This window comes from Brachybacterium timonense (genome assembly GCF_900258505.1).
GTDB classification, from domain to species: Bacteria; Actinomycetota; Actinomycetes; order Actinomycetales; family Dermabacteraceae; genus Brachybacterium; species Brachybacterium timonense.
This window is the reverse complement of record NZ_LT984895.1, coordinates 865,615-886,798: the sequence shown is the minus strand read 5'-3', so window position 1 is coordinate 886,798 and position 21,184 is coordinate 865,615. Positions and strand designations below refer to the sequence as shown.

Sequence of the window (21,184 nt, the reverse complement as noted above, 5' to 3'; positions counted from 1 at the left end):
CTCCTCCGCCTGGCTCACCGCGACGCTCGTGCGGCTGGCGGTCCGCTCCGCCCGGCAGCCCCGTGGCACACTGACGCTCGGCCCCAGATGCGGCCTGTCCCATCAACTCTCGTCAAGGAGGGATGAATGAGCTGGAGCGTCCGCCCCCTGTCCGCCGCTGACACACCGCTGGTGCAGGACCTGCTCGCGGGCTCGCCGGGGTACACATCGCGCGTCTTCGGTCGAGATGTGGGGGCCGCGGACGGCGCCGCCGTGCTCTCCACGATGCCGCCGGGTGCGTCACCGGCGGCGAAGACCGTGTGGGGCCTGCTCACCGGCGATGGAGCGGAGCTCCTGGGGCTGTGCGACATCGTGCGGCACTGGCCCGTCGAGGGCACAGCGCACATAGGCCTGCTCCTGATCCGGGAGGACTGTGCGCAGCAGGGGCTGGGGCGTCTGCTCCACGACAGCGTCCTCACCCAGCTCATCGCCGAAGGGAGCCTCTCCACGATGCGCCTGGGCGTGGTGAGCACGAACGCGGAAGGAGCCGATCCGTTCTGGGAGCATCTGTGCTACGTGCCGAGCGGCGAGCCGCGCCCCTGTCCCGACAACCCCGCCGGGGCGAGCGTGCGGACCTGGACGCGACCGCTGTGCGATGCCGCGGGGCTGCATCACCTGGAGCTGTGGACCGCCGACCTGGCCTCCTCGGCGCCGGCCTGGAACTGGCTGCTCACGACCCTCGGCTGGCAGGCCCGAAGGATCCCGGGGTGGGACCAGGGCAGGGTCTGGCATCATCCTGACGGCTCCTACCTCGTGCTCGAGCAGTCCGACGCGGTCCGCGGCGAGCGCGCCGACCGTCTCGCGCCGGGCATGAACCACGTGGCGCTGCGGGTCGGGTCCCGTGCCGTTCTGGATGCGCTGCGCGCCGACGCACCCGCCCACGGCTGGCATGAGCTGTTCACCGAGCGCTACCCGCACGCGGGTGGCGAGGACCATGTCGCCTGGTACGGCGAGGACCCCGAAGGGATCGAGGTCGAGGTCGTCGCTCCCTGAGCGCATCCGTGCGGCCCGCCTCGCGCAGGAGGCCCCGCTCTCGCCCGGCGCTCAGAGCTTCGTGATCGGTGCGTAGCGCAGCAGCAGTCGCTTGGTGCCGTGGGGCGGTTTGAACTGCACCTCGATCTGGGTCTTCTCCCCGACTCCGGCAACGTCGGTGACGGTGCCCATGCCGAAGGAGTCATGGGTGACGCGGTCACCGATGGCGAGCTGTGGCAGGTCAGCGGCGGCGCGGGGCGCGCGGCCAGAGCCGAAGCTGGGGCGCTTCACGTCACTGCGTCCGCCGCGGGTACCACCGCTGAAGGATGGTCCGCGCCGTGACGCGCCGGCCCCGTAGCCGTCGGCGGACCAGGATCCGCCCCGTCCGCCGTAGCTGCTGGCGGATCCGTACCCGCTGCCGGCAAGGCTCGAGCCGGCACGGGCCACGTCGAGCACGGTCTCGGGCACTTCGTCGAGGAAGCGGCTGGCGGGCATGAACTGGGGCGCACCCCAGGTGGCGCGCATCTGGGCGCGCGTCAGGTACAGCTTCTCCCGGGCGCGGGTGATGCCCACGTAGGCCAGGCGCCGTTCCTCCTGCAGCTCCTCGGGATCGCCGAGCGTGCGCTGGTGCGGGAAGGTGCCGTCCTCGAGACCGGTGAGGAACACGACGGGGAACTCGAGACCCTTCGCGGTGTGCAGCGTCATCAGGGTGACGAATTGGTCTTCGGCGCCGGGCAGCTGGTCGGCGTCGGCCACCAGGGAGACTTTCTCCAGGAAGAGGTCGATGAGGTCCGCCTCAGGGGTATCAGCCTCGCCATCACCGTCCTCATCATCCGCTTCACTCGCCGCAGCCTGGGCGGCCTCGAGCTGCGCCTCGAACTCGGCGGCCACGCTGATCAGTTCGGCCAGGTTCTCCAGCCGGGACTCGTCCTGCGGATCATCGCTGCCCTGCAGCGATGCCTCGTATCCGGACTTGGTGAGGATCGCCTCGAGCACTACAGCCGGGCCTTCGCCCTCACGCACCATCTCGCGCAGATCATCGATCATCGCCACGAAGGTGCGGATCGCGTTGAGGGACCGCGTGGCAAGGCCCGGCGCTTCCTCGGCGCGGCGCAGCGCCTCAGCGAAGCCGATCCGTTCCTGGTCAGCGAACACGGCGATCATCGCCTCGGCACGGTCGCCGATGCCGCGCTTGGGGACGTTCAGGATGCGCCGCAGGTTGATCTCATCGGCCGGGTTCGCGAGCACCTGCAGGTAGGCGATGGCGTCCTTGATCTCGCGCCGCTCGTAGAAGCGGGTGCCGCCGATCACCTTGTAGGGCAGGCCCACACGGATCAGCTGGTCCTCAAGGGCACGGGACTGGGCGTTGGCGCGGTAGAAGATCGCAATGTCTCCAGCGCGTCGGCCGCTGTCCACGAGTGCGTCGATCTGGCGGCCGATGTAGCGTGCCTCGGCCTGTTCGTCGTCGGCCACGTACAGGGTGATCTTGTCGCCCTGACCGTGGTCGGTCCACAGGTTCTTTTTCCGTCGCCCCTGGTTCTCCTCGATCACGGCGTTGGCGGCGGTGAGGATGTTCTGTGTGGAGCGGTAGTTCTGCTCCAGCACGATGGTGCGGGCCGACGGGAAGTCCTGTTCGAATTCGATGATGTTGCGGATCGTCGCGCCACGGAATGCGTAGATCGACTGGTCAGAGTCGCCCACGACGGTGAGGTCCGCCCGTGGGTCCTCCCCCACGAGTTCGCGCACGAGGGCGTACTGCGCGGGGTTGGTGTCCTGGTATTCGTCGACCAGCACGTGGCGGAAACGCCGACGGTAGTTCTCGCGGATAGCGGGGTTCTCGCGCAGCAGCTGCACCGTCAGGCCGATGAGATCGTCGAAGTCCACGGCGTTGGCCTGCCGCAGCCGCTCGGTGTAGTTCGTGTAGATCCGCGAAAGGGTCTTCTCGAACGGATTCTTCGCCGACTCCGCCTGGTCCGCGTAATCAATCGGGTCCACCAGCTCGTTCTTGAGCGAGGAGATACGAGAGGCAAGGGCGCGCGGCGCGTTCTTCTTGGTGTCAAGCTCGAGATCTTTGGCAATGGTCGTGATCAGACGTAGCGAGTCGGCGCTGTCGTAGATCGTGAAGGAGCTCTTCAGGCCCACAGCCGTGGCTTCGCGCCGCAGGATGCGCACGCAGGCGGAGTGGAAGGTCGAGACCCACATGCTGCGCGCTGCGGGGCCGACGAGTTCCTGCACACGCTCTTTCATCTCGGCGGCGGCTTTGTTCGTGAAGGTGATGGCGAGGATCTCGCCGGGCGTCGCTTCGCCGGAGCGCAGGAGGTGCGCGATACGGCGGGTGAGCACACGGGTCTTCCCGGAGCCGGCACCTGCGACGATGAGCAGCGGGCTACCGCGATGCTCGACAGCCTCGCGCTGCGGCGGGTTCAGGCCGTCGACCAGGTCGCTGAGGTCGGTGAGGGCGTGCGCGGCACCACCATGCGCGAGCTCCTGCTCGGTGGGAGGGAGCCAGCCGTCCTCCGGCGGCGCGTCCTCCTCCGGTGGCGCGTCCTCCTCCGGTGGCGCGTCCTCCTCCGGTGGCGCGTCCTCCTCCGGTGGCGCGTCCTCCACGGGCGGCGCCTGCTCGGTGGATCCGTCACGCCCCGGGGCATGCGGATCCGCCCGAACACCATCGAGGCGACGGAAGGAGTCGGGCAAGGAGAGATCATCGAACAGGGAGCTCATGAGGGCTCCAGGATAGGCGGCGTCTGTCACGGTGCGCGTGAGAGGATCGCGCCATGCCAGTTCGAGAGAACGGGGCCGACCCCCGACCGGAAGGGCGTGTCGACTCGGCGATCTCTGCCAGTGGCCCCCTGCGCGACCGCATCGGAGCGTTCACCAAGCGCCCGGCGCTGAGCCCGGGGCGGATCATGCTGGCGATCGGATCGGTACTGCTGGTCCTCGCGTTGTTGTGGTTCGGGCTGCCGTGGGCGACCGGCAGCTCTCGCACCCAGATCTTCGCGGCACTGACGTCGGTACCGGCCTGGGCGCCGGTGGTAATGGTGCTGCTCGGTGTTCTGGCGATCGCGCTCGAGGCGCTTACGGTCAGCGCGGCGGCGCGGGGCGCCGGATATGGCCGCAGCGTGCATGCGCATGCGGCAGCCAGCGGCATGATGCTCGTGATCCCCGGCGGCGGCATGGCCGGGATGGGGCTGATGGGGTGGCTGCTGCATCGCGCGGGCCTGACGATGGGCGTGATCCTCGTCGGCCTCATCACGGCGTCACTCGTGGAGGTGGTTGTCAGCTCTGTCCTGCTGCCCCTGGTGGGCCTGGGCGCATGGGCGGCGACTGTGTACGGCACGGGGGCGAGCCTGGATCTGCCCGGCGGTATCGGTGCGGTCCTCGGTATCTTCGCCATCGCAGCCGTCTTTCTTGCGCTGGGCGCCGTGGTGCTGAACCGGTCGCTGCTGGATTCTCTGCTGAGCCGGCTCGAGCTGATCTCCACTGATGCTCGTCAGGTGCGGGATGTGGTGATGCCGGTGCGCGATGGGCTGGTGGAGCTGCTGGCCACCCGCTGGGTGGCTCTGCTGCTGCCCACTCTCGCTGCGCGTGTCGTGCAAGCGGTCGCCTTCGTGCTGGCGTTGCAGGCGGTGGGAGCGGAGCTCTCGCTCACCGCTGCCGTGGCCGTGTTTGCGCTGGCACGGGTGCTGTCACTGGTGCCGATCACGCCGGGCGGCGCCGGCGTGACGGAGACCGTGGGGGCAGCGGCGCTCGTGGCGCTCGGGCTCGGCGCGGGTCAGGCGGCATCGGCGATGCTGCTTTTCGCGCTGGTCACGCTGGTGGTGCCGGTGCTCGCGGGCGGCGCAGCAGCGGTAGCGGTGCCGCGTTCGGTACGAACGCGCCCCTTGGGGCCAGTCGATTCGTGAGCGGCTGCGTCGTCAGGACTCGCCGTCGAGCGCGGCCTCATCGTCGTTAGGCGTGATCACGCTGTAGTCAGGGGTGGCCCCGAAGTACCCGGGTGTGGCGGCACCGAGAGTGTGCGAGGGGTGCGGGAGGAAGCTCTCCCCGGCGTCGGGGCTGAGGTCAGAGCCGGTCTCGACCGTCGTCCATCCGATGCCTGCACCGTGGCGAGAGCCGACGAAGCGGGCGACCTGCTGGACTTTCCGTCGCGCATCGTCGCCACGCCCCAGGAAACCGGCGCCCGCATAGCCACCCAGGCGGCGTCTGCTGCTGCGTTCGATCTGGATCGCAGCACCCTCCATGCGCTTGGCGGAGGTACGCAGCCCGGTGGCGATACGGCCCAGTTCGGTGAACTCGACGGCGGTCCAGTGCTCGTGGATGTCGCGCACTGTGGCGTGCACGTCGGCGTCCTCGCTGTCGCGGGCGCGGGCGATCACGTTGCCCAGGCGCAGGCGAATCAGGCTGAAGCGGTCGGCCGCGCGACGCAGCTCGGCAGCATGTGCGCGAAGAGCGGAGGTGTCAGTCATCCTCGCCTCCTTCGCTTCGGGCCGACGGTCAGGTGCGCTCGGGCACATCGTATGCGGCCGGGCTGAGCGCACGTAGCCACCTCTCCAGAGCGGTGATCGCGCGCGCACGGGCGTCGGCGTCGGAGAGAAACACGTCGTGGCGAGCACCGGGGATCACGTCGATCTGCACGTCAGAGCCGAGTCGACACGCCGCCCGGGTCATGGTGCGCACGTCCAGCACGGTATCGGCGCGCCGCATCGACTCGGTGAAGACGGGGCCGACGACGCTGCGGTCGGAGCGCAGCACGAGCACCGGGATGGCGAGCGGCCCCGCGGCCTCCAGGCGTCGCTGCCCATCGAGCACAGCAGCGAGGGTGTCGGCCGGGAAGGCGTGACCGCCGGGCGGTTTCCAGTCAAGCTCATAGTCGAAGCGTCCACCCCAGTTCCGGTGCGTGGTGCGAGCGTAATGCGGCATGCCGACCGGCAGGATGCGTCGGGCGCCACGGCACCGCGCCAGGCCGCCGACGGGCCGATGCAGGAGTCCGCGCACGACGGCACCCAGATGCATCTCCAGCCAGGGCGAGTTCAGGGCGAGCGCCCGGATCGCGCGCGGGTGCCGCTGGGCGTACAGGGTCGCCGTCAGGCCTCCGGTGGAGTGCGCGAGGATCACCGGTGGCCTGCCGATCAGACGCAGGGCCGCACCGATCTCCTCGTCGTAGCGGTTGAGGTGGTCGATCTCAGTGGGGGTCTGCCCCGCACGCAGACTACGGCCGTGTTTGCGCAGGTCCAGTCCCCACACGTCATGGCCTTGCTCGCCTAGCCGGTCCAGCAGGTGGCGGTCCAGCACGTAGTCGGACCAGCCGTGCAGCACGAGGATCGGTGGCGGCGCCGCGGGGTCATCGCCGTGGGGGCCCTGCTGGTGGACGTGTGCATCGGCCTGATCGCCATCATGCTGCCGGACCACATGGCGTTGCTCGCCGGAATGGCCTTGCTCGACGGAACGGCCTTGCTTGACGACATGGCGCTGCTCGACTGCATGGCGCTGCTCGGGATCGCGGCGTCCACGACGGCTGTCCCAATCCGCCAACGGCGTCACGCCTCTCTCGCGGTGTACAAGGGAAGCCACCACGGGCCCCTCGTCGTCGACCCCGAGGTCGATCTCGTACAGCGCCCACCCCGCACCGAAGACGGGATCTTCGCCTCTGAGCTCAGGTATCGGCGACTGCATCAGGCATGCCCTCCCGCCGGGTGCGGCGAATCAGCAAAAGCCCTGGCGAGGATGACGCTTCGGCCACATCGGCGCGGGCGCGGTGGCCTCTTTGCATCGGCACCATGTACTATCTGGTCCCGAATCACAGCCATCTTCCGGGCGCTCGACGCGCCCCAATAGCCGACGCACAGGGGGTCAGATCCATGGGTCGTGGCCGACAGAAAGCCAAGCAGACCAAGGTGGCACGGGACCTCAAGTACTACAGCCCGCCAACGGACCTTTCCGCCCTGCAGCGGGAGCTCCAGGCCAAGTCTTCCGGTGAGGATCCGTACGACAAGTGGGCCGATGACGACGCCGACGACTGGGCCGACGAGGACTCCGCTCCGGCGCGCCGCCGTTGACGTGAGGCCGTACAGCGCTCGCCAGCACTGAGCGCGGCCGCTCCACCCGCACCGACCAGGCGGCTCTGCCCGCCTGGTCGTCGCGCATTCGGAGCGTGCTCGGCACGTCACCATCCGGGATGTTGGCCCGTCAGCATCACCGTGCCGCCATCAACGCCCTTGGCCCCGCGAACCGCGTGGTCGAGTTCAGCGCGCGCGGCGGGTAGCTCATCCTCGGCGACGATGCGCCCAAGAACCCGGGAATCGAGTCCGCGCTCACGCAGCAGTGCCTGTGCGGCATCCACCTGGTCGGCAGCGATCACCGCCACCATGCCGATGCCCATGTTCAGGGTGCATTCAAGGTCGAGCTGCGGCACCTGCCCCCAAGTCTTCACCAGGGAGAACACCGGTAGCGGCGTCCATGTGCCGCGGTCGAGCAGGGCTGCGAGGCCCTGCGGCAGCACGCGGGCAAGGTTCGCGGCGAGCCCACCGCCGGTCACGTGGCTGAGGGCCCGGATGCCGTCGCCGATCGCCGGCTCCTCAAGCAGGGCGAGCATGTCGGCGGTGTAGATGCGGGTGGGCTCCAGCAGCTCCTCCCCCAGGGTTCGGCCGAGCTGCTCGACATGCTCGTCGAGGGCAGCACCGCGGGCGTCCACGACGGCGCGCACCAGGGAGTAGCCATTGGAGTGCAGGCCCGAGGCGTCCATGCCGAGCACCACGTCGCCGGGGCGCACGCGGTGCGCGCCGAGCAACGCGTCGGCCTCCACGACGCCGACGGCGGCGCCCGCAACGTCGTAGTCCTCCGGTGCCATGAGCCCGGGATGTTCTGCAGTTTCTCCGCCCACGAGCGGGCATCCGGCGAGCGCGCAGCCGTCGGCGATGCCGCGCACGATGTCCGCGATCCGTTCCGGCACCACGGCGCCGCAGGCGATGTAGTCCGTCATGGCGAGCGGCCGGGCGCCTGCGACCACAATGTCGTCCACAACCATCGCCACGAGGTCCTGGCCGATGGTGTCGTGACGGTCCAGGACGCGGGCGATCGCGATCTTCGTGCCGACGCCGTCGGTGCTGGAGGCCAGCAGCGGACGGTCGTAATCCTTCAGTGCGCTGACGTCCACGAGTCCGGCGAAGGAGCCGAGGCCGCCCAGCACGGTGGGCCCGTGGGTGGCGGCCACGGCTTCTTTCATGAGGTGGACGGCGCGGTCACCGGCGGCGGTGTCGACCCCGGCGGCGGCGTAGGTGATGCCGTCGGTGGGAGGCTGGCTGCTCATGCGGTCACGTCCTTCGTCACGGTGTCGTCGGCATCATCGACGTTGCCGTCGACGGCGGCGACGGTCTGTTGCGTCCGCGGGGCGATGCCCGGCCCATCCAGGCCTTCGTCGGCAGGCAGGTCGATGGGGTATTCGCCGGTGAAGCATGCGGTGCACAGGCGGTCGGCGCGTTGTCCGGTGGCCGCGATCATGCCGTCCAGCGAGATGTACCCCAGGCTGTCGGCGCCCAGGGAGCGGGCGATCTCCTCGATGCCCAGGCCGTTGGCGATCAGTTCGGCGCGGGTAGCGAAGTCGATGCCGTAGAAGCAGGGCCAGCGCACCGGCGGGGAGGAGATGCGCACATGCACTTCGCGGGCACCGGCTTCGCGCAGCATCCGCACAACGGCGCGCTGCGTGTTGCCACGCACGACGGAGTCGTCGACCACGACCAGGCGTTTGCCGCCGATGACCTCTTTGAGCGGATTGAGTTTGAGGCGGATGCCGAGCTGTCGGATGGTCTGGCTGGGCTCGATGAAGGTACGGCCCACGTAGGCGTTCTTCACCATGCCCTGCCCGTAGGGGATGCCGGATTCCTGGGCGTAGCCGATCGCGGCGGGTGTGCCGGAATCTGGCGTAGAGATCACCAGGTCGGCCTCAACGGGGTGCTCGCGCGCGAGAGCACGACCCATCTGCGTGCGGGACTCGTGCACGCTGCGCGAGTCGATGCGGGTGTCGGGCCGGGCCAGGTAGACGTGTTCAAACACGCAGCCGCGCGGCTGCGGCTCGAGCACCTGCTCGCTGCGCAGGCCGTCTTCGTCGATCACGAGCAGCTCACCGGGGGCGACCTCGCGGACGAAGCTCGCACCGCAGATGTCCAGGGCGGCCGTCTCGGATGCCACTACCCAGCCACGTTCAAGCCGGCCGAGCACGAGGGGGCGGATCCCTTGGGCGTCTCGAGCCGCGTACAGGGTGGTCTCGTCCATGAGGGTGAAGCAGTAGGCGCCGCGCAGGCGCCCCATCAGGTCTCGCAGCGCATCGGTGAGCGATCCGGAGGTGTTCAGCAGAGCCGTCACAAGCGAGGTGTCGGTGGTGGAACCGCGCGCAATCTCGCTCTTGCGCAGCTCGTGGCGACGCTCAGCGAGCAGGTTCAGCAGCTCACGCGTGTTGACCAGATTGCCGTTGTGAGCGAGCGCCACGGTGCCGTCGGGGCGCGGCCCGAGGGTGGGTTGGGCGTTGGACCAGATGGAGTTGCCGGTTGTGGAGTAGCGGGTGTGGCCGATGGCGATATGGCCCTGGAGCGTGTCCAGGGAGGCTTCGTCGAACACCTGCGAGACCAGGCCCATGTCCTTGTACACCATGATCTGGTGGCCGTCAGACGCGGCGATGCCCGCAGATTCCTGACCGCGATGCTGCAGGGCATACAGGCCGAAGTAGGTGAGTTTGGCGACCTCTTCTCCGGGGGCAAACACACCGAAGACGCCGCACGCGTCCTGGGGTCCCTTCTCGCCGGGCAGCAGGTCGTGGGACAGCGTTCCGTCACCTCGTCGCACCCATCCATGATGCCACAGCGCAGCGGGCTCAGTACGCGACGGGGGCGGGGTCCGCTCAGTGGCTGGTGTCCGCTGACGGGGTGTGGTCGGCGAGGCGCTAGGTCGGATCAGCGGCGGCTGCGCTCCAGCGTGCGGGCGCGGCGGCGCACCATGATGGTGTCCACGCCAGCGGCCACCGCCGTCAGCGGCACACCGATCACAACGGCCCCCAACATCGCGGCGTTGAAGATAGCGGCCAGGCTCAGGGCGCCGCGCAGCACGGCAGCGAGGGCTCCGCCGAAGAACGAGATGAGGATCAACAGCACCACCCAGAACGCCAGGTTCGGGGTGCGAGAGCGGCGCACGTACACAGTGGTCGTGGCGTCCGCGGTATCGGCGGCGTCCGCAGCATCCGCGGTGTCCGCGCCATCCGCAGCGTCCGCGACTTCCACGGCGCCTGTGGCGCCTGTGGCCTCCTCGACGGTCCTGCGGTGGTCCGCGTCGGAGCCGATAGTGGCGTCCTCTCGCTGCTGCTGCATACTCTCGGGCTCGGTCACAGTGCTCCTGCTGCGTCGACGGCGGCGGTGGCGATCGCCGGATCAGTGCTTCCGGGGGCGACCCCGGGCGCGGGGTCGGCTCCGGGACGGCGCCGCGCGGAGAGGTGGACATCTCCCACCCCTGTGCTGTGGACCAGTGCGGCGATGTCAGCGGGGCGTACCCCGCCACCGGCACACACGTCCAGCAGCCCGTCGGCGGCCCTCACCATAGCGGCGAGGTCGTCGGCTCCGTCCACTGCACAGTGTGCTCCCCCTGAGCTGAGCACTCGGTGAAAGCCTTCCGCGACCAGCACCTCGACCGCTGCGCAGCGCGCTGCCCGGTCCGGCAACGTGTCGACGGCGCGGTGGAAGGTGAGGCTGAGGCCACGCATCTCCTGCTGTGCGGCCTCGAGCGCCGCGTCGCGCAGGATGCGCAGAGCGCCGACGTCCACCCGGGCACGCGCATCCAGCACACCGAGCACGACGCCGGCGGCGCCCGCCTGCACGCTGTCGCGGGCCTGCTGGGCCATCAGGTCGATCTGCTCCGCGCTGTACGTGAACTCCTCGGGCCTGCCCAGGAAGTCGTCGGCGCCTGCGTGGCTGCGGATCAGCACATGCACGTCGAAGTGGGCGCGCGCGTCGCGGGCGGCGACGAGCTCGCGGGCGCGGGCAACGGCCTGCTCCACGAGCTCGACGGGCGCGGTCACGCCACCGCGGTCCAGGTCCGTGCACAGTTCGACGCGGTCGGCGCCAGCATGCGCGGCGACCTCGAGACCGGCCAGGTCCTGCACGGCGATCTCAACGGCGATGCTCATGTGCCCTCCTCGGCTCGTGCCTGCGCGACCAGTCGACGCACGCCAGGCAGCGGCAGCAGTTCTGTCAGGTCGGACCGTTCACCGCTGGCGTCCACGCGCGCGGTGCGGCGAGCCGTGGCCCAGTCCAGGTCGCCGCTGGCGAGCGCGAGCCACGTGGCGGCGTCGGTCTCCACCACGGCAGGCGGGGTGCCGCGCGTGTGGCGCACCCCTGCGACGGCCTGCACGGCGCCGTGGGGTGGGACGCGCACCTCGACTGCGCGGCCGGGGAACTCGTCGGCCAGGAGCTCAAGGCTCCAGCGCACGGCAGTGGCGAGGATGCGGCGAGGCAGAGGTTCGGTGGCCGTGGCCCATGCGGTGAGGGCGGCGCGGCCAGCGTCGGGGTCGGTGCGGCGGGTCATAGCGAAGGACGACGGGTCAGCGGGCGCGCTGTCCCAGCGGGTCGTGCACCACGATGGTGTCGGCACGGTCGGGCCCCACGCCGATGGCGCTGATACGGCAGCCGGCGAGTTCCTCGAGGCGCTGCACGTAGTCGCGCGCAGCCTGGGGCAGTTCGTCGAGGCTGCGGCAGGCGGTGATGTCCTCGCTCCAGCCGGGCATCATCTCGTAGATGGGCTGGGCGTGGTGGAACTCGGTCTGTGTCATCGGCATCTGGTCATGGCGGACGCCATCCACGTCGTAGGCCACACAGATCGGCACCTGCTCCAGGCCGGTGAGTACGTCAAGCTTGGTCAGCACGATGTCGGTGAAGGAGTTGATGCGCACGGCATGGCGGATCATGAGGGCGTCGTACCAGCCGCAGCGGCGCGGACGGCCCGTGTTCACGCCGACTTCGTGGCCCACCCGCTGCAGGCGTTCACCGTCCTCGTCGAACAGTTCGGTGGGGAACGGGCCGGCACCCACACGGGTGGTGTATGCCTTGACGATACCGATCACGCCACTGACGCGGGCGGGCCCGATACCGCTTCCGGTGAGCGCCCCACCGGCGGTGGGGTTCGAGCTGGTCACGAACGGGTAAGTGCCGTGGTCGACGTCCAGGAAGGTGGCCTGACCACCTTCCATGAGCACCACCTCGCCACGGTCGAGAGCATCGTTGAGCAGGATGGTGGTGTCCACCACCATCGGGCGCAGGCGGTCGGCGTAGGCGAGCAGGTCCTGCACCGTCTCCTCCACGTCGACGGCACGACGGTTGTACAGCTTGACCAGCAGTTCGTTCTTCTGCCGCAGGGCGCCTTCGATCTTCTGGCGCAGGATCGATTCGTCGAAGAGGTCCTGAATGCGGATCCCGAGTCGCCCGGCCTTGTCCATGTAGGTGGGGCCGATGCCGCGGCCCGTGGTGCCGATGGCGCGCTTACCCAGGAAGCGTTCGGTGACCTTATCGAGCGTCTGGTGGTATGGGGCGACGACGTGCGCGTTCGCGCTGATGCGCAGCCGGTCGGTATCCACGCCGCGGGCGGCGAGCAGGTCGATCTCCTCGAACAGCGCCTCAAGATTCACCACCACACCGTTACCGATCACGGGAGTGACCTGCGGGGAAAGAATGCCGGCGGGCAGCAGCTTCAGCTCGAACTTCTCGCCGCGCACCACCACGGTGTGACCGGCGTTGTTGCCGCCGTTGGGTTTGACCACGTAGTCGACCCGCTCGCCGAGCAGGTCGGTGGCTTTTCCTTTGCCCTCATCGCCCCATTGGGCTCCGACGATCACGACGGCGGGCATAGCGGCTCCTGAGAGGTTGAGGTGAGGGCGCGAAACCGCAGGGATCCTACCAAGGCAGCCTCAGCGCAGCAGAGCCGGGCTGCGGCGGCGGCAGGGAGTCAGGTCAGCAGCGTCGGGTCCGCTTCCGCGAGGAACTCCTGGACGCGGTCGACTTCGGCCTGATCGCCCAGGCGGCGCGACGTCTCCCCCAGCATCACGAGGGCCAGCAGGAAACCTCGATTGGGGCGGTGCGCGGCGGGGATCCTGCCGTGGCCGCGCCACCCGGCGCGCCGCAGCGCATCCAAACCCCGGTGGTAGCCGGTGCGTGCACAGGCGTAGGCCGTGATCTCCTCACCTTCGGCGAGGGCGTCCTGCGCGAGAGTGCCCCACACCAGGGGCGACTCGGGGTGTTCCCGGGCGAGGTCAGACGGCTCGGCGCCGTCGTCTAAACGGTCGGCGATCTCAACGTCGATGAAGTCCTCGGCCAGGCGGGTCTCCGGGGTGCCCAGGAGATTCTGGCGGGGGCCGGAAGAAATCGTGTCAGGCATCCCGCCATGGTAGTTCCTGCGCACGCTGATCACCTCACCTGGTAGAAACGACCCATGGCACACACCCAGGACGGCTCAGAGCTGCTGACGGGGCCCGACGCCGGTGGGCTCCTGCGCTCGGCCGTCGGCAACTCCGGCGGCGTGCTGCATTCCTGGCAGCTCGACCATGTCGACCATCGCCCCGGCCGCAGCACAAAGGCCCTATTCAGGACGATGGTGTCGTGGCCGGATCTCGATGGCCCACAGGCACCGGCGCGCGAAGAGCTGTTCGGTGCGAGCGCCCACATCGGCGAGCGCGAGAAGCACGTGCACGTGGCCGAGCAGACCCTGGTGATGACCGACGGCGACATCAATGTGCGGGTGTGGCGCTATCCGCATGACCCGTGGCTGCCGATGCTGCCGCTGGTCTGCTACCCCGATGTGGTGGGTCGCACGCTGCACGATATCGGCGTGGTGCTGGGCCCTGACCCGAGCGCCCCGATCGGCATTGACGTCATTTCGTATCGGCCGGGCCGACGTGCGGTGCTGCGCGTCTCGCAGGGGTCCTCGGCGGTGTTCCTGAAGGTGATGCAGCCGCATCGCAGTGGGGAGATCGTGGAGCGTCATCAGCGGCTGACTGCCACCGGGGTGCCGGTGCCGGAGGTGATCGCGCATCACAACGGCTTGGTGGTTCTCCAGGAGCTGCCGGGGCGTCCGCTGTCTCGCGCGGTGATCGAGGAGGGTCCGGCGGCGTGCCGGGGCGAGGATCTGGTGGCGCTGCTTGACCGCCTGCCGGCCTCGATGTACACGCTGCCGCTGCGCCCGCCATGGACGGACTCCGCGGACTTCTATGCGGGGATCGTGTCGAGCTCGGTGCCGGCGCTGCGTCCACGCCTGGAGACGCTGGTGCGGTCGATCCGCGAGGGGCTCGCCCTGCTGGAGCGTCGGCAGGACATGCACCCGCATGACGTGGTGCACGGTGATTTCTATGAGGCGCAGGTGTTCGTCGACGGCGGCCGCGTGGTGGGTCTGCTCGACATTGACACCGTCGGCCCCGGGCGCCGGGCCGATGACCTGGCGTGCCTTCTGGCGCACCTGAGCGTGCTGGCGGATTACGGCAATTCCGGGCGGATCGACCGGGACACGCAGCGGCGCGTGCAGGACGCGATCACGGCGTGGGAGTCGGTGTTCACCTCGCGCGTGGATCCGACGGAGCTGGCTCTGCGCGCCGCGGCTGTGGTGCTGTCGTTGGCCACCGGGCCTCACCGACAGCAGGAGGCCGCCTGGGAAGCGGCGACGGAGGCGATTGTGCGGGTCGCGGAGCGCTGGGTGGAGCAGGCGCAGAGCATCGAGCGATCGCGCAGCAGCTCCCATCCGCATGGCCCGCATCGCACCGGGGTGCGTGATCAGCATCCGTCGATGCCATCCCGCCCGCCGCAGCCGGGCCCGTCGGAAGCGGTTGCCCCGCCAGCGGGCGTGCAGATCGGGGCGCCGACGGCGCCGACGGTCGTGCAGCAGGCCCGCACGCCCGAGTCGATGGCTGGCCAGGAGACGGGACACGCAGCGTTCGAGTCCGGGGGCGGGGACGAGGAACTGGGCCATACGGTCCCACTCGATTCCACTGACAGCCTCCAGCACCCGGTCATCGACGAGACCGACGACGGCCCGACGCAGGAACGACGGATCGACTCACTGCAGCTGTGAGGCCGCGGGCGGCTGAGCACTCAGGCTGCTCATGCGATGCCCCGGCGCTCCGCGAGGACGAGGCCGTGCGCGGCTGAGCGTCCGGGGAGTCTCACCGGATAGCCTCGAGCCATGCGTGCTGTGCTGCAACGAGTCGATGGAGCTGAGGTCACGGTCGACGGCGAAACCGTCGGCCTCGTCGATGGCGAAGGCCTGCTGGTGCTGCTGGGTGTCACCCACGACGACGGTCCCGAGCAGGTCGCCACGATCGCCCGGAAGATCTGCGAGCTGCGGATCCTGGAGGGCGAGCGCTCGGTGCTCGATGCAGGGGCGCAGGTGCTGATCGTTTCGCAGTTCACGCTGTACGGGGATGCACGCAAGGGGCGCCGCCCGTCGTGGTCGAAGGCCGCCCCCGGCCCTGTGGCGGAACCGATCGTGGAGCAGGTGGTGCAGGCGGTGCGTGAACGGGGCGTCGCGGCGTCGACGGGTCGGTTCGGGGCGCACATGCGGGTCTCGCTCACGAACGACGGACCGTTCACCATCGTGCTGGACGTGTGACCCGACGCCCGCGAGAGTCCTTCGATCTCTCCGACCTCGCCGCGTAGGGTGGTGACATGACCTACACACTCGTGCTGCTCCGCCACGGCGAGAGCGAATGGAACGCGAAGAACCTCTTCACCGGCTGGGTCGACGTGCCGCTGTCCGAGAAGGGCTTCCAGGAAGCGGCCGCCGGCGGCGAGCTGATGAAGTCCGCCGGGGTGACGCCTGACGTCGTCCACACCTCCCTGCTGCGTCGCGCGATCATGACCGCGAACCTGGCGCTTGATGCCGCCGACCGCCACTGGATCCCGGTGCGCCGCGACTGGCGTCTGAACGAGCGTCACTACGGCGCACTGCAGGGCCTGAACAAGTCGGAGATCCGTGAGAAGTACGGCGAGGAGCAGTTCATGGCCTGGCGCCGTTCCTACGACACTCCGCCGCCGGACATCGAGTTCGGCACCGAGTTCAGCCAGGATCGCGATCCGCAGTACGCGGACCTGGGTGAGCAGCTGCCGAAGGCTGAGTGCCTCAAGGATGTCGTCGCCCGTTTCCTCCCCTACTGGGAGGAGGGCATCAAGCCCGATCTGGCTGCCGGGAAGACGGTGCTCATCGCGGCACACGGCAACTCCCTGCGGGCACTGGTGAAGTACCTCGATGACATCTCCGATGAGGAGATCTCGGGTCTGAACATCCCCACCGGCCAGCCGCTCGTGTACGAGCTCGATGAGGATTTCCGTCCCGTCACGAAGGGCGGCCGCTACCTGGATCCGGAGGCGGCGAAGGCTGCTGCGGAGGCCGTGGCGAACCAGGGCAAGAAGTGACCACCGTGCCCGCGTGCCGCTGAGCGTGCGGGCATGAGCACTCCATCGGCGGGCCTGTCTTTATAGGGATGGGCCCGCCGTTCATCTGTTGCGGTGACCGCCGACCGGCACCTTCGGACCACGGGATGCATCGCAGGTGCCACATCGACGAATGATCACCGAGAAGTCGGCACTGATGGCCGATGGCCCGACCTCGGCAAACGCCCGTAGCGTGGCAGGTGTACCACGCGAGGCGGATAACGGCGGCCCGCGCCCCTGACCTCCGAATCGCCGTGGGCCCCTGACCTCGACATCTGCATGGAGGACTCCCCGATGCTCACCCGTCGTTCCGCTCTGCGCGCCGCCGGCGCGACCGTCCTGGCTGGCTTCGGCGCCGCCGTCACCGCTCCCGCGTTCGCCGCAGACCACATTCTGAAGTACGAGTACGTGGTGCAGCCGACCTTCTTCTGGTGCGGTCCCTCCGCCGTGCACATGGCGATCACCGCGAAGGCCGGCTCCCCCGGTCTGGAGGCTCTCGCCCAGCAGCTCGGCACCACCCAGGACGGCACCAACTTCGGCGCGATCGCCCCTGTCCTCACCCAGAACATCCCCGACGCCACCTACCGCGAGCAGTGGATCGCCGGCGGCGACGCGACGCCGGAGGAGAAGGCCGTCTTCTTCGACCGTGTCAAGAAGAACATCGACACCGGCTTCGCCACCGTGTGCAACTGGGTGGTGCCGCCGCACTCCTACCCCAACGGCTACGCGAATGGCTCGACCATCTGGCACTTCACCACCGTGGTGGGCTACAACGACAACCGCGACCTGCTGATCGCCGATTCCGCGAACTTCGACGGTAAGGGCGTGTACTGGGTGCCTGCCGACCGCGTGGCCACCCTGTGCGCCGAGCGCGGCTACTTCTGGTGACCTCCTGAGCCCGCGACTCCTCTCCCCCGGGAGTCTGGGTTCACGCACGAGTCAGGGCTTCTCTCCCCCGTGAGTCACTGACTCGACCCCCTGGTCAGCGCCGGGGCGGTGCGATTCGATATGGATCCACCGCCCCGGCGCTGTGTCATTGCGTCGCCCCGGCGCTGGCCCGCTTCACTCTGTGGCTGGCGCCACCACTGAGCGGGGAACCCCGGAGCGGGCAAGCGCCCGCGTGGGGCATCGCTCAGCGGCGTCGGCGCCGGGTGCCGAACAGCGATCGGGTGATCTCTCGCCCGAGCACCGTGCCGGCCGAGCGCAGGAACGACTTCACCGCGGGATTGTCGAGCACGCCCTCGTCCTTGCCGCGGGACGTGGAGCCGCCACCGGAGCGGCCACGCGACCCTGCAGCATGCGGTGCGGTCGCAGAGCCACCACGCTGGGCAGTATCACGCCCGTCGGCGGCCGACGGCTGCTGCGCCTCGTCCTGTGCGGATCCTTCCTGCTCAGCCTGCGCACGTTCATCCTGGTCGTCGGCGGCGCGCTGCGTGAGGATTTCGTAGGCGCTTTCGCGGTCAACCACCGTGCCGTACTCGGCGATGAGCGGCGACGCCTTCACCGCGTTCGCGATGACGTCCTCACCCGCGGGATCCATGGCGGACTCCGGCGCGCGCACCGCCGTGATCGCAACGGGCGTCGGGGCGCCGTCCTCGCTCATCACGGTGACGATCGCTTCGCCGGTGCCCAGCGCCGGGATCACCTCGGTGAGGTCATGCTCGGAGGTCGGGAAGGTGGAGGCGGTTGCTTTCAGCGCCTTCGCATCCTGCGGCGTGAAGGCACGCAGCGCATGCTGGACGCGGTTGCCGAGCTGAGCCAGCACGTCGCCGGGCACGTCCTTCGGAGTCTGGGTCACGAAGAAAACGCCGACGCCCTTGGAGCGGATCAACCGCACCGTCTGCACCACCTGCTCAAGGAACGCCTTGGAGGCGTCCTTGAACAACAGATGCGCCTCATCGAAGAAGAACACGAGCTTCGGGACGTCCTGGTCCCCTACCTCAGGCAGCTCCTGGTACAGCTCGGCAAGCATCCACATCATGAAGGTGGAGAACAGCTCGGGCCGCTGGGCCACACTGGGAAGCTCCAGGCAGGAGATGATGCCGGTGCCGTCTTCGGCGGTGCGCAGTAGCTTCTCGACGTCGAAAGCGGGCTCACCGAAGAACACGTCGGCCCCAGAGGCTTCGAAGGCGGTCAGCTTGCGCAGGATCACCCCGGCGGTGGCGCTGGAGATGCCGCCGATGCTCTTCAGCTCCTGTTTGCCCTGGTCGTCGGCCGTGAGGAACTGCACCAGGGCGCGCAGGTCCTTCAGATCCAGCAGCGCGAGGCCGTGGCTATCGGCGTAGTGGAAGATCAGGCCGAGCGAGCTCTCCTGGGTCTCGTTCAGGTCGAGCACCTTGGACAGCAGGATCGGGCCGAAGTCGCTGACGGTGGTGCGGATCGGCACGCCGTCACCCTGGCCGCCCAGGCTGAAGAACTCGGTGGGGGCGGCGCGAGAGACCCATTGCTGCCCGCGGGCTGCGGCGCGTGCGGTGAGCTTGTCGGAAGCAGGGCCGGGAACGGCGATACCGGAGAGGTCACCCTTCATATCGGCCACGAACACGGCAGCGCCAGCGAAAGCGGCCTGCTCGGCAATCACCTGGAGGGTGCGGGTTTTACCGGTACCGGTGGCACCGGCGATGAGGCCGTGCCGATTCAGCATCGCAACCGGCAGGTTGACGGCGACGCCGGGGTTCGGCTCGCCGTTCTCGATCATGGCGCCGATGTGGATGCGGCCGCCCTCGAAGGCGTAGGCGTCACGCACCGCGCGCGCCGACTCGCTGAGCTCGGCAGCGGGTGCGGTATCCGCGGCAGCGGCACGGTCACCACTCGAGGCCGGCTGCGTGCTGGCGTCATGCCCGGCTGCGGGTGCGGTATCCGCGGCACCAGTACGCTCCCCGCTCGGGGCCGACTGCGTGCTGGTGTCATGCCCGGCTGCGGGTGCGGTATCCGCGGCACCAGTACGCTCCCCGCTCGGGGCCGACTGCGTGCTGGCTTCATGCCCGGCACCGGCAGACTGTTCAGGGGCGATGGGGGCGCTGGTGGGCTCCGGATGCGTCATGGTCTTGATCGTAATGGTCCCGGCACAGTGACGGGCCCGCCGCAGTGCGTCGCCAGACAGTCAGCGGCCCGCGCCAAGCGGCCGCGTGCCATGCGGCGTCCCACGTGGCCGGGCCGATCTTCAGCGGCCCGCACCAATCGGACGCGCACCGTCGGCTGTGAACCGTCGGCCAGTAGATTGGCCCCATGCGCGAGAACCAGGATGCCCGCCCGCAGCTGATCGGCGATCCCGTCACCGAGGTCCGCCCCGGGTACCAGCTCGAGCCCGACGCGGTACGCCTCATGCTCACCGCCCCGTCGTTTCCGACGCTGCTGGACCTGCTGGGCATTCGCGGGATCGACCAGGAGGAGCTGCGCGCGCTCATCCCCGCTGTCACAGCCGACGACGAGATCCTGTCTGAGGTGACCCGCGGCGCGAACCTGCTGCGTGCCGGCGCTGGGCTGACGGCGCCCACGCCTGCGCTTGAGCAGGAGCAGAAGGCGTGGAACGAGCTGCAGGAACGGATCGTGCCGGGCCAGGGTCTGATCGCGATCCTCGCACACGTGGTCGGCACCGATGTGGTGCGCGCCTGGCATCGCGCCCGCGGCGTGGACGAGACCACATCCTGGGCGTCGCTTGCTGACCTCGGCCAGCAGACGGTGGTGCATCGGCGCGTGTTCGGCGAGCTGGGCCTGCACACCGTCGGCTGGACTGCCATGAACTGGACGGGGCGACTTTTCTGGCTGGGCCGGCTGCAGATCGACCTGCATCGCACGACCTTCTTGGATGGGGCATCGTCGGAGCAGCCCGGCCGCTGGGTGCTCGGACTGCACATCCCGGCAACCGGCCCGCTGACGCCGACGTCGGTGGACGAGTCCTTGGAGCGGATGTCCGCCTTCGCCCGGGAGCACTTCGCGGATCTCGATCACGAGGGATACCCACCGTTCGGCACGGACTTTGAGTGCCACTCGTGGATGATCAACCACGAGCTGGCCACCATGCTCGGGGCGGACTCGAACCTGGGGCACTTCGCCCTGCGCTGGGATGTAAAGAACACCTGGGATGCGGAGAAGGACGCCGTGTTCTTCGTGTTCAGCAAGCGTCCGCCCTACGACGTAGCGGAGCTGCCTCGAGATTCGCGTCTGCGTGATGGGCTGGTGGAGCGTTTCCTCGATGGGCGCGGCTGGCTGGGCGGCGCCGGGCATATGCGACGCGCGTGATCGCGAGCTGAGTCCGCGGGTGCGTGCGTGGCGCGCCTGCTCGGGTGCGTGCGTGGCGAGCCTGCTCGGGTGCGTGCGTGGCGAGCCTGCTCGGGTGCGTGCGTGGCGAGCCTGCTCGGGTGCGTGCGTGGCGCGCCTGCTCGGGTGCGTGCGTGGCGCGCCTGCTCGACCCGCGCGGGCCTTCCCTGACCGGGCCCGCCTAACCCGCGTGGGCCCGCCCCAGCGTGGCCTGCTCGACCCACGCACACCCGATCTGGCCGGGTCCTGCCGACCGTTGCGGGCGGGGGCTTCGAGGCGGGTGGAGGGAATCGGGACTGAGGCGTGGCCCTCATTCACACCTCCGCTCCCACGTGACCAAGCCTGATACCGGATGCCGGCCTCTGCCTGTAAAAAAAACAAGCGATGCACAACTTACCGTTCCCGGAAGCTCCCTACCTTAAGACCTTTATAGATACGCCCTCACCTCCCTCGGGCTTCAATTCCTACGTGCG

Annotated in this window: 19 protein-coding genes; 8 read left to right on the top strand and 11 right to left on the bottom strand. The window is 69.2% G+C overall.

The features are described 5' to 3' along the window. Positions 1-126 precede the first annotated feature (126 nt). The gene (locus tag C8271_RS13670) at positions 127-1,032 is read left to right on the top strand and encodes a GNAT family N-acetyltransferase (protein ID WP_138774513.1); all 906 of its coding nucleotides are present in this window, start codon (positions 127-129) and stop codon (positions 1,030-1,032) included. 51 nt (positions 1,033-1,083) lie between these two features. Here the strand turns inward: C8271_RS13670 and pcrA are convergent, their stop codons facing one another. Further along, positions 1,084-3,732 (bottom strand): DNA helicase PcrA, encoded by a 2,649-nt coding sequence (gene pcrA, locus C8271_RS03760; protein ID WP_106506176.1) that lies wholly within the window; start codon positions 3,730-3,732, stop codon positions 1,084-1,086. A 53-nt stretch (positions 3,733-3,785) separates the two neighbouring features. Here pcrA and C8271_RS03755 point away from each other — a divergent pair, with 53 nt between their 5' ends. Continuing rightward, a complete protein-coding gene (locus C8271_RS03755) occupies positions 3,786-4,913 on the top strand; it encodes a lysylphosphatidylglycerol synthase transmembrane domain-containing protein (protein WP_245920857.1) in 1,128 nt (375 codons plus the stop codon). Positions 4,914-4,925: 12 nt separating this feature from the next. Here C8271_RS03755 and C8271_RS03750 read toward each other — a convergent pair whose 3' ends face one another. Together C8271_RS03750 and C8271_RS03745 are read right to left on the bottom strand one after the other, a co-directional pair. Beyond that, entirely contained in the window at positions 4,926-5,474 is a 549-nt protein-coding gene (locus C8271_RS03750) for a hypothetical protein (protein WP_212591317.1), read from the bottom strand. Between the two features lie 28 nt (positions 5,475-5,502). Next, the gene (locus tag C8271_RS03745; RefSeq protein ID WP_106506175.1) at positions 5,503-6,681 is read right to left on the bottom strand and encodes an alpha/beta hydrolase; all 1,179 of its coding nucleotides are present in this window, start codon (positions 6,679-6,681) and stop codon (positions 5,503-5,505) included. Between the two features lie 185 nt (positions 6,682-6,866). On the opposite strand from C8271_RS03745, the gene C8271_RS03740 reads away from it, so the two are divergent. After that, the gene (locus C8271_RS03740; protein ID WP_106506174.1) at positions 6,867-7,064 is read left to right on the top strand and encodes a DUF3073 domain-containing protein; all 198 of its coding nucleotides are present in this window, start codon (positions 6,867-6,869) and stop codon (positions 7,062-7,064) included. A 107-nt stretch (positions 7,065-7,171) separates the two neighbouring features. Here C8271_RS03740 and purM read toward each other — a convergent pair whose 3' ends face one another. The 7 genes from purM to C8271_RS03705 form a co-directional block, all read right to left on the bottom strand. Next, positions 7,172-8,314, bottom strand: a complete 1,143-nt coding sequence (purM, locus tag C8271_RS03735) for a phosphoribosylformylglycinamidine cyclo-ligase (protein ID WP_106506173.1) — start codon at positions 8,312-8,314, stop codon at positions 7,172-7,174. After that, a complete protein-coding gene (gene purF, locus C8271_RS03730) occupies positions 8,311-9,843 on the bottom strand; it encodes an amidophosphoribosyltransferase (RefSeq protein WP_106506172.1) in 1,533 nt (510 codons plus the stop codon). The genes purM and purF overlap by 4 nt, the downstream gene beginning before the upstream one ends. A gap of 107 nt (positions 9,844-9,950) precedes the next feature. Then, a complete protein-coding gene (locus tag C8271_RS03725; protein WP_106506171.1) occupies positions 9,951-10,379 on the bottom strand; it encodes a hypothetical protein in 429 nt (142 codons plus the stop codon). Then, the gene (locus C8271_RS03720; protein WP_106506170.1) at positions 10,376-11,173 is read right to left on the bottom strand and encodes a copper homeostasis protein CutC; all 798 of its coding nucleotides are present in this window, start codon (positions 11,171-11,173) and stop codon (positions 10,376-10,378) included. Before C8271_RS03720 ends, C8271_RS03725 begins: the two co-directional genes overlap by 4 nt. Then, positions 11,170-11,571, bottom strand: coding sequence for a sterol carrier family protein (locus C8271_RS03715; protein ID WP_106506169.1), 402 nt, complete (start codon positions 11,569-11,571; stop codon positions 11,170-11,172). Before C8271_RS03715 ends, C8271_RS03720 begins: the two co-directional genes overlap by 4 nt. A gap of 16 nt (positions 11,572-11,587) precedes the next feature. Further along, positions 11,588-12,886 carry an adenylosuccinate synthase gene (locus C8271_RS03710; protein WP_106506168.1) on the bottom strand — a complete coding sequence of 433 codons (1,299 nt, stop codon included), beginning with the start codon at positions 12,884-12,886 and terminating at the stop codon, positions 11,588-11,590. A 98-nt stretch (positions 12,887-12,984) separates the two neighbouring features. After that, entirely contained in the window at positions 12,985-13,413 is a 429-nt protein-coding gene (locus tag C8271_RS03705; RefSeq protein WP_106506167.1) for a DUF3151 domain-containing protein, read from the bottom strand. Between the two features lie 54 nt (positions 13,414-13,467). Between C8271_RS03705 and C8271_RS03700 the strand changes: the two genes are divergently transcribed. The 4 genes from C8271_RS03700 to C8271_RS03685 all read left to right on the top strand — a co-directional run bounded on the left by C8271_RS03700 (position 13,468) and on the right by C8271_RS03685 (position 17,342). After that, the gene (locus tag C8271_RS03700) at positions 13,468-15,096 is read left to right on the top strand and encodes a phosphotransferase (RefSeq protein ID WP_106506166.1); all 1,629 of its coding nucleotides are present in this window, start codon (positions 13,468-13,470) and stop codon (positions 15,094-15,096) included. 111 nt (positions 15,097-15,207) lie between these two features. Continuing rightward, entirely contained in the window at positions 15,208-15,633 is a 426-nt protein-coding gene (gene dtd, locus C8271_RS03695) for a D-aminoacyl-tRNA deacylase (RefSeq protein WP_106506165.1), read from the top strand. 56 nt (positions 15,634-15,689) lie between these two features. Beyond that, the gene (locus C8271_RS03690) at positions 15,690-16,436 is read left to right on the top strand and encodes a phosphoglyceromutase (protein WP_106506164.1); all 747 of its coding nucleotides are present in this window, start codon (positions 15,690-15,692) and stop codon (positions 16,434-16,436) included. Positions 16,437-16,748: 312 nt separating this feature from the next. Next, positions 16,749-17,342 carry a C39 family peptidase gene (locus C8271_RS03685; RefSeq protein WP_170957792.1) on the top strand — a complete coding sequence of 198 codons (594 nt, stop codon included), beginning with the start codon at positions 16,749-16,751 and terminating at the stop codon, positions 17,340-17,342. A gap of 244 nt (positions 17,343-17,586) precedes the next feature. On the opposite strand, the gene C8271_RS03680 is transcribed toward C8271_RS03685, so the two are convergent. Further along, the gene (locus tag C8271_RS03680) at positions 17,587-19,494 is read right to left on the bottom strand and encodes a helicase HerA-like domain-containing protein (RefSeq protein WP_106506162.1); all 1,908 of its coding nucleotides are present in this window, start codon (positions 19,492-19,494) and stop codon (positions 17,587-17,589) included. 185 nt (positions 19,495-19,679) lie between these two features. On the opposite strand from C8271_RS03680, the gene C8271_RS03675 reads away from it, so the two are divergent. Next, positions 19,680-20,693, top strand: coding sequence for an acyltransferase domain-containing protein (locus tag C8271_RS03675; protein ID WP_106506161.1), 1,014 nt, complete (start codon positions 19,680-19,682; stop codon positions 20,691-20,693). Positions 20,694-21,184: the final 491 nt, after the last annotated feature.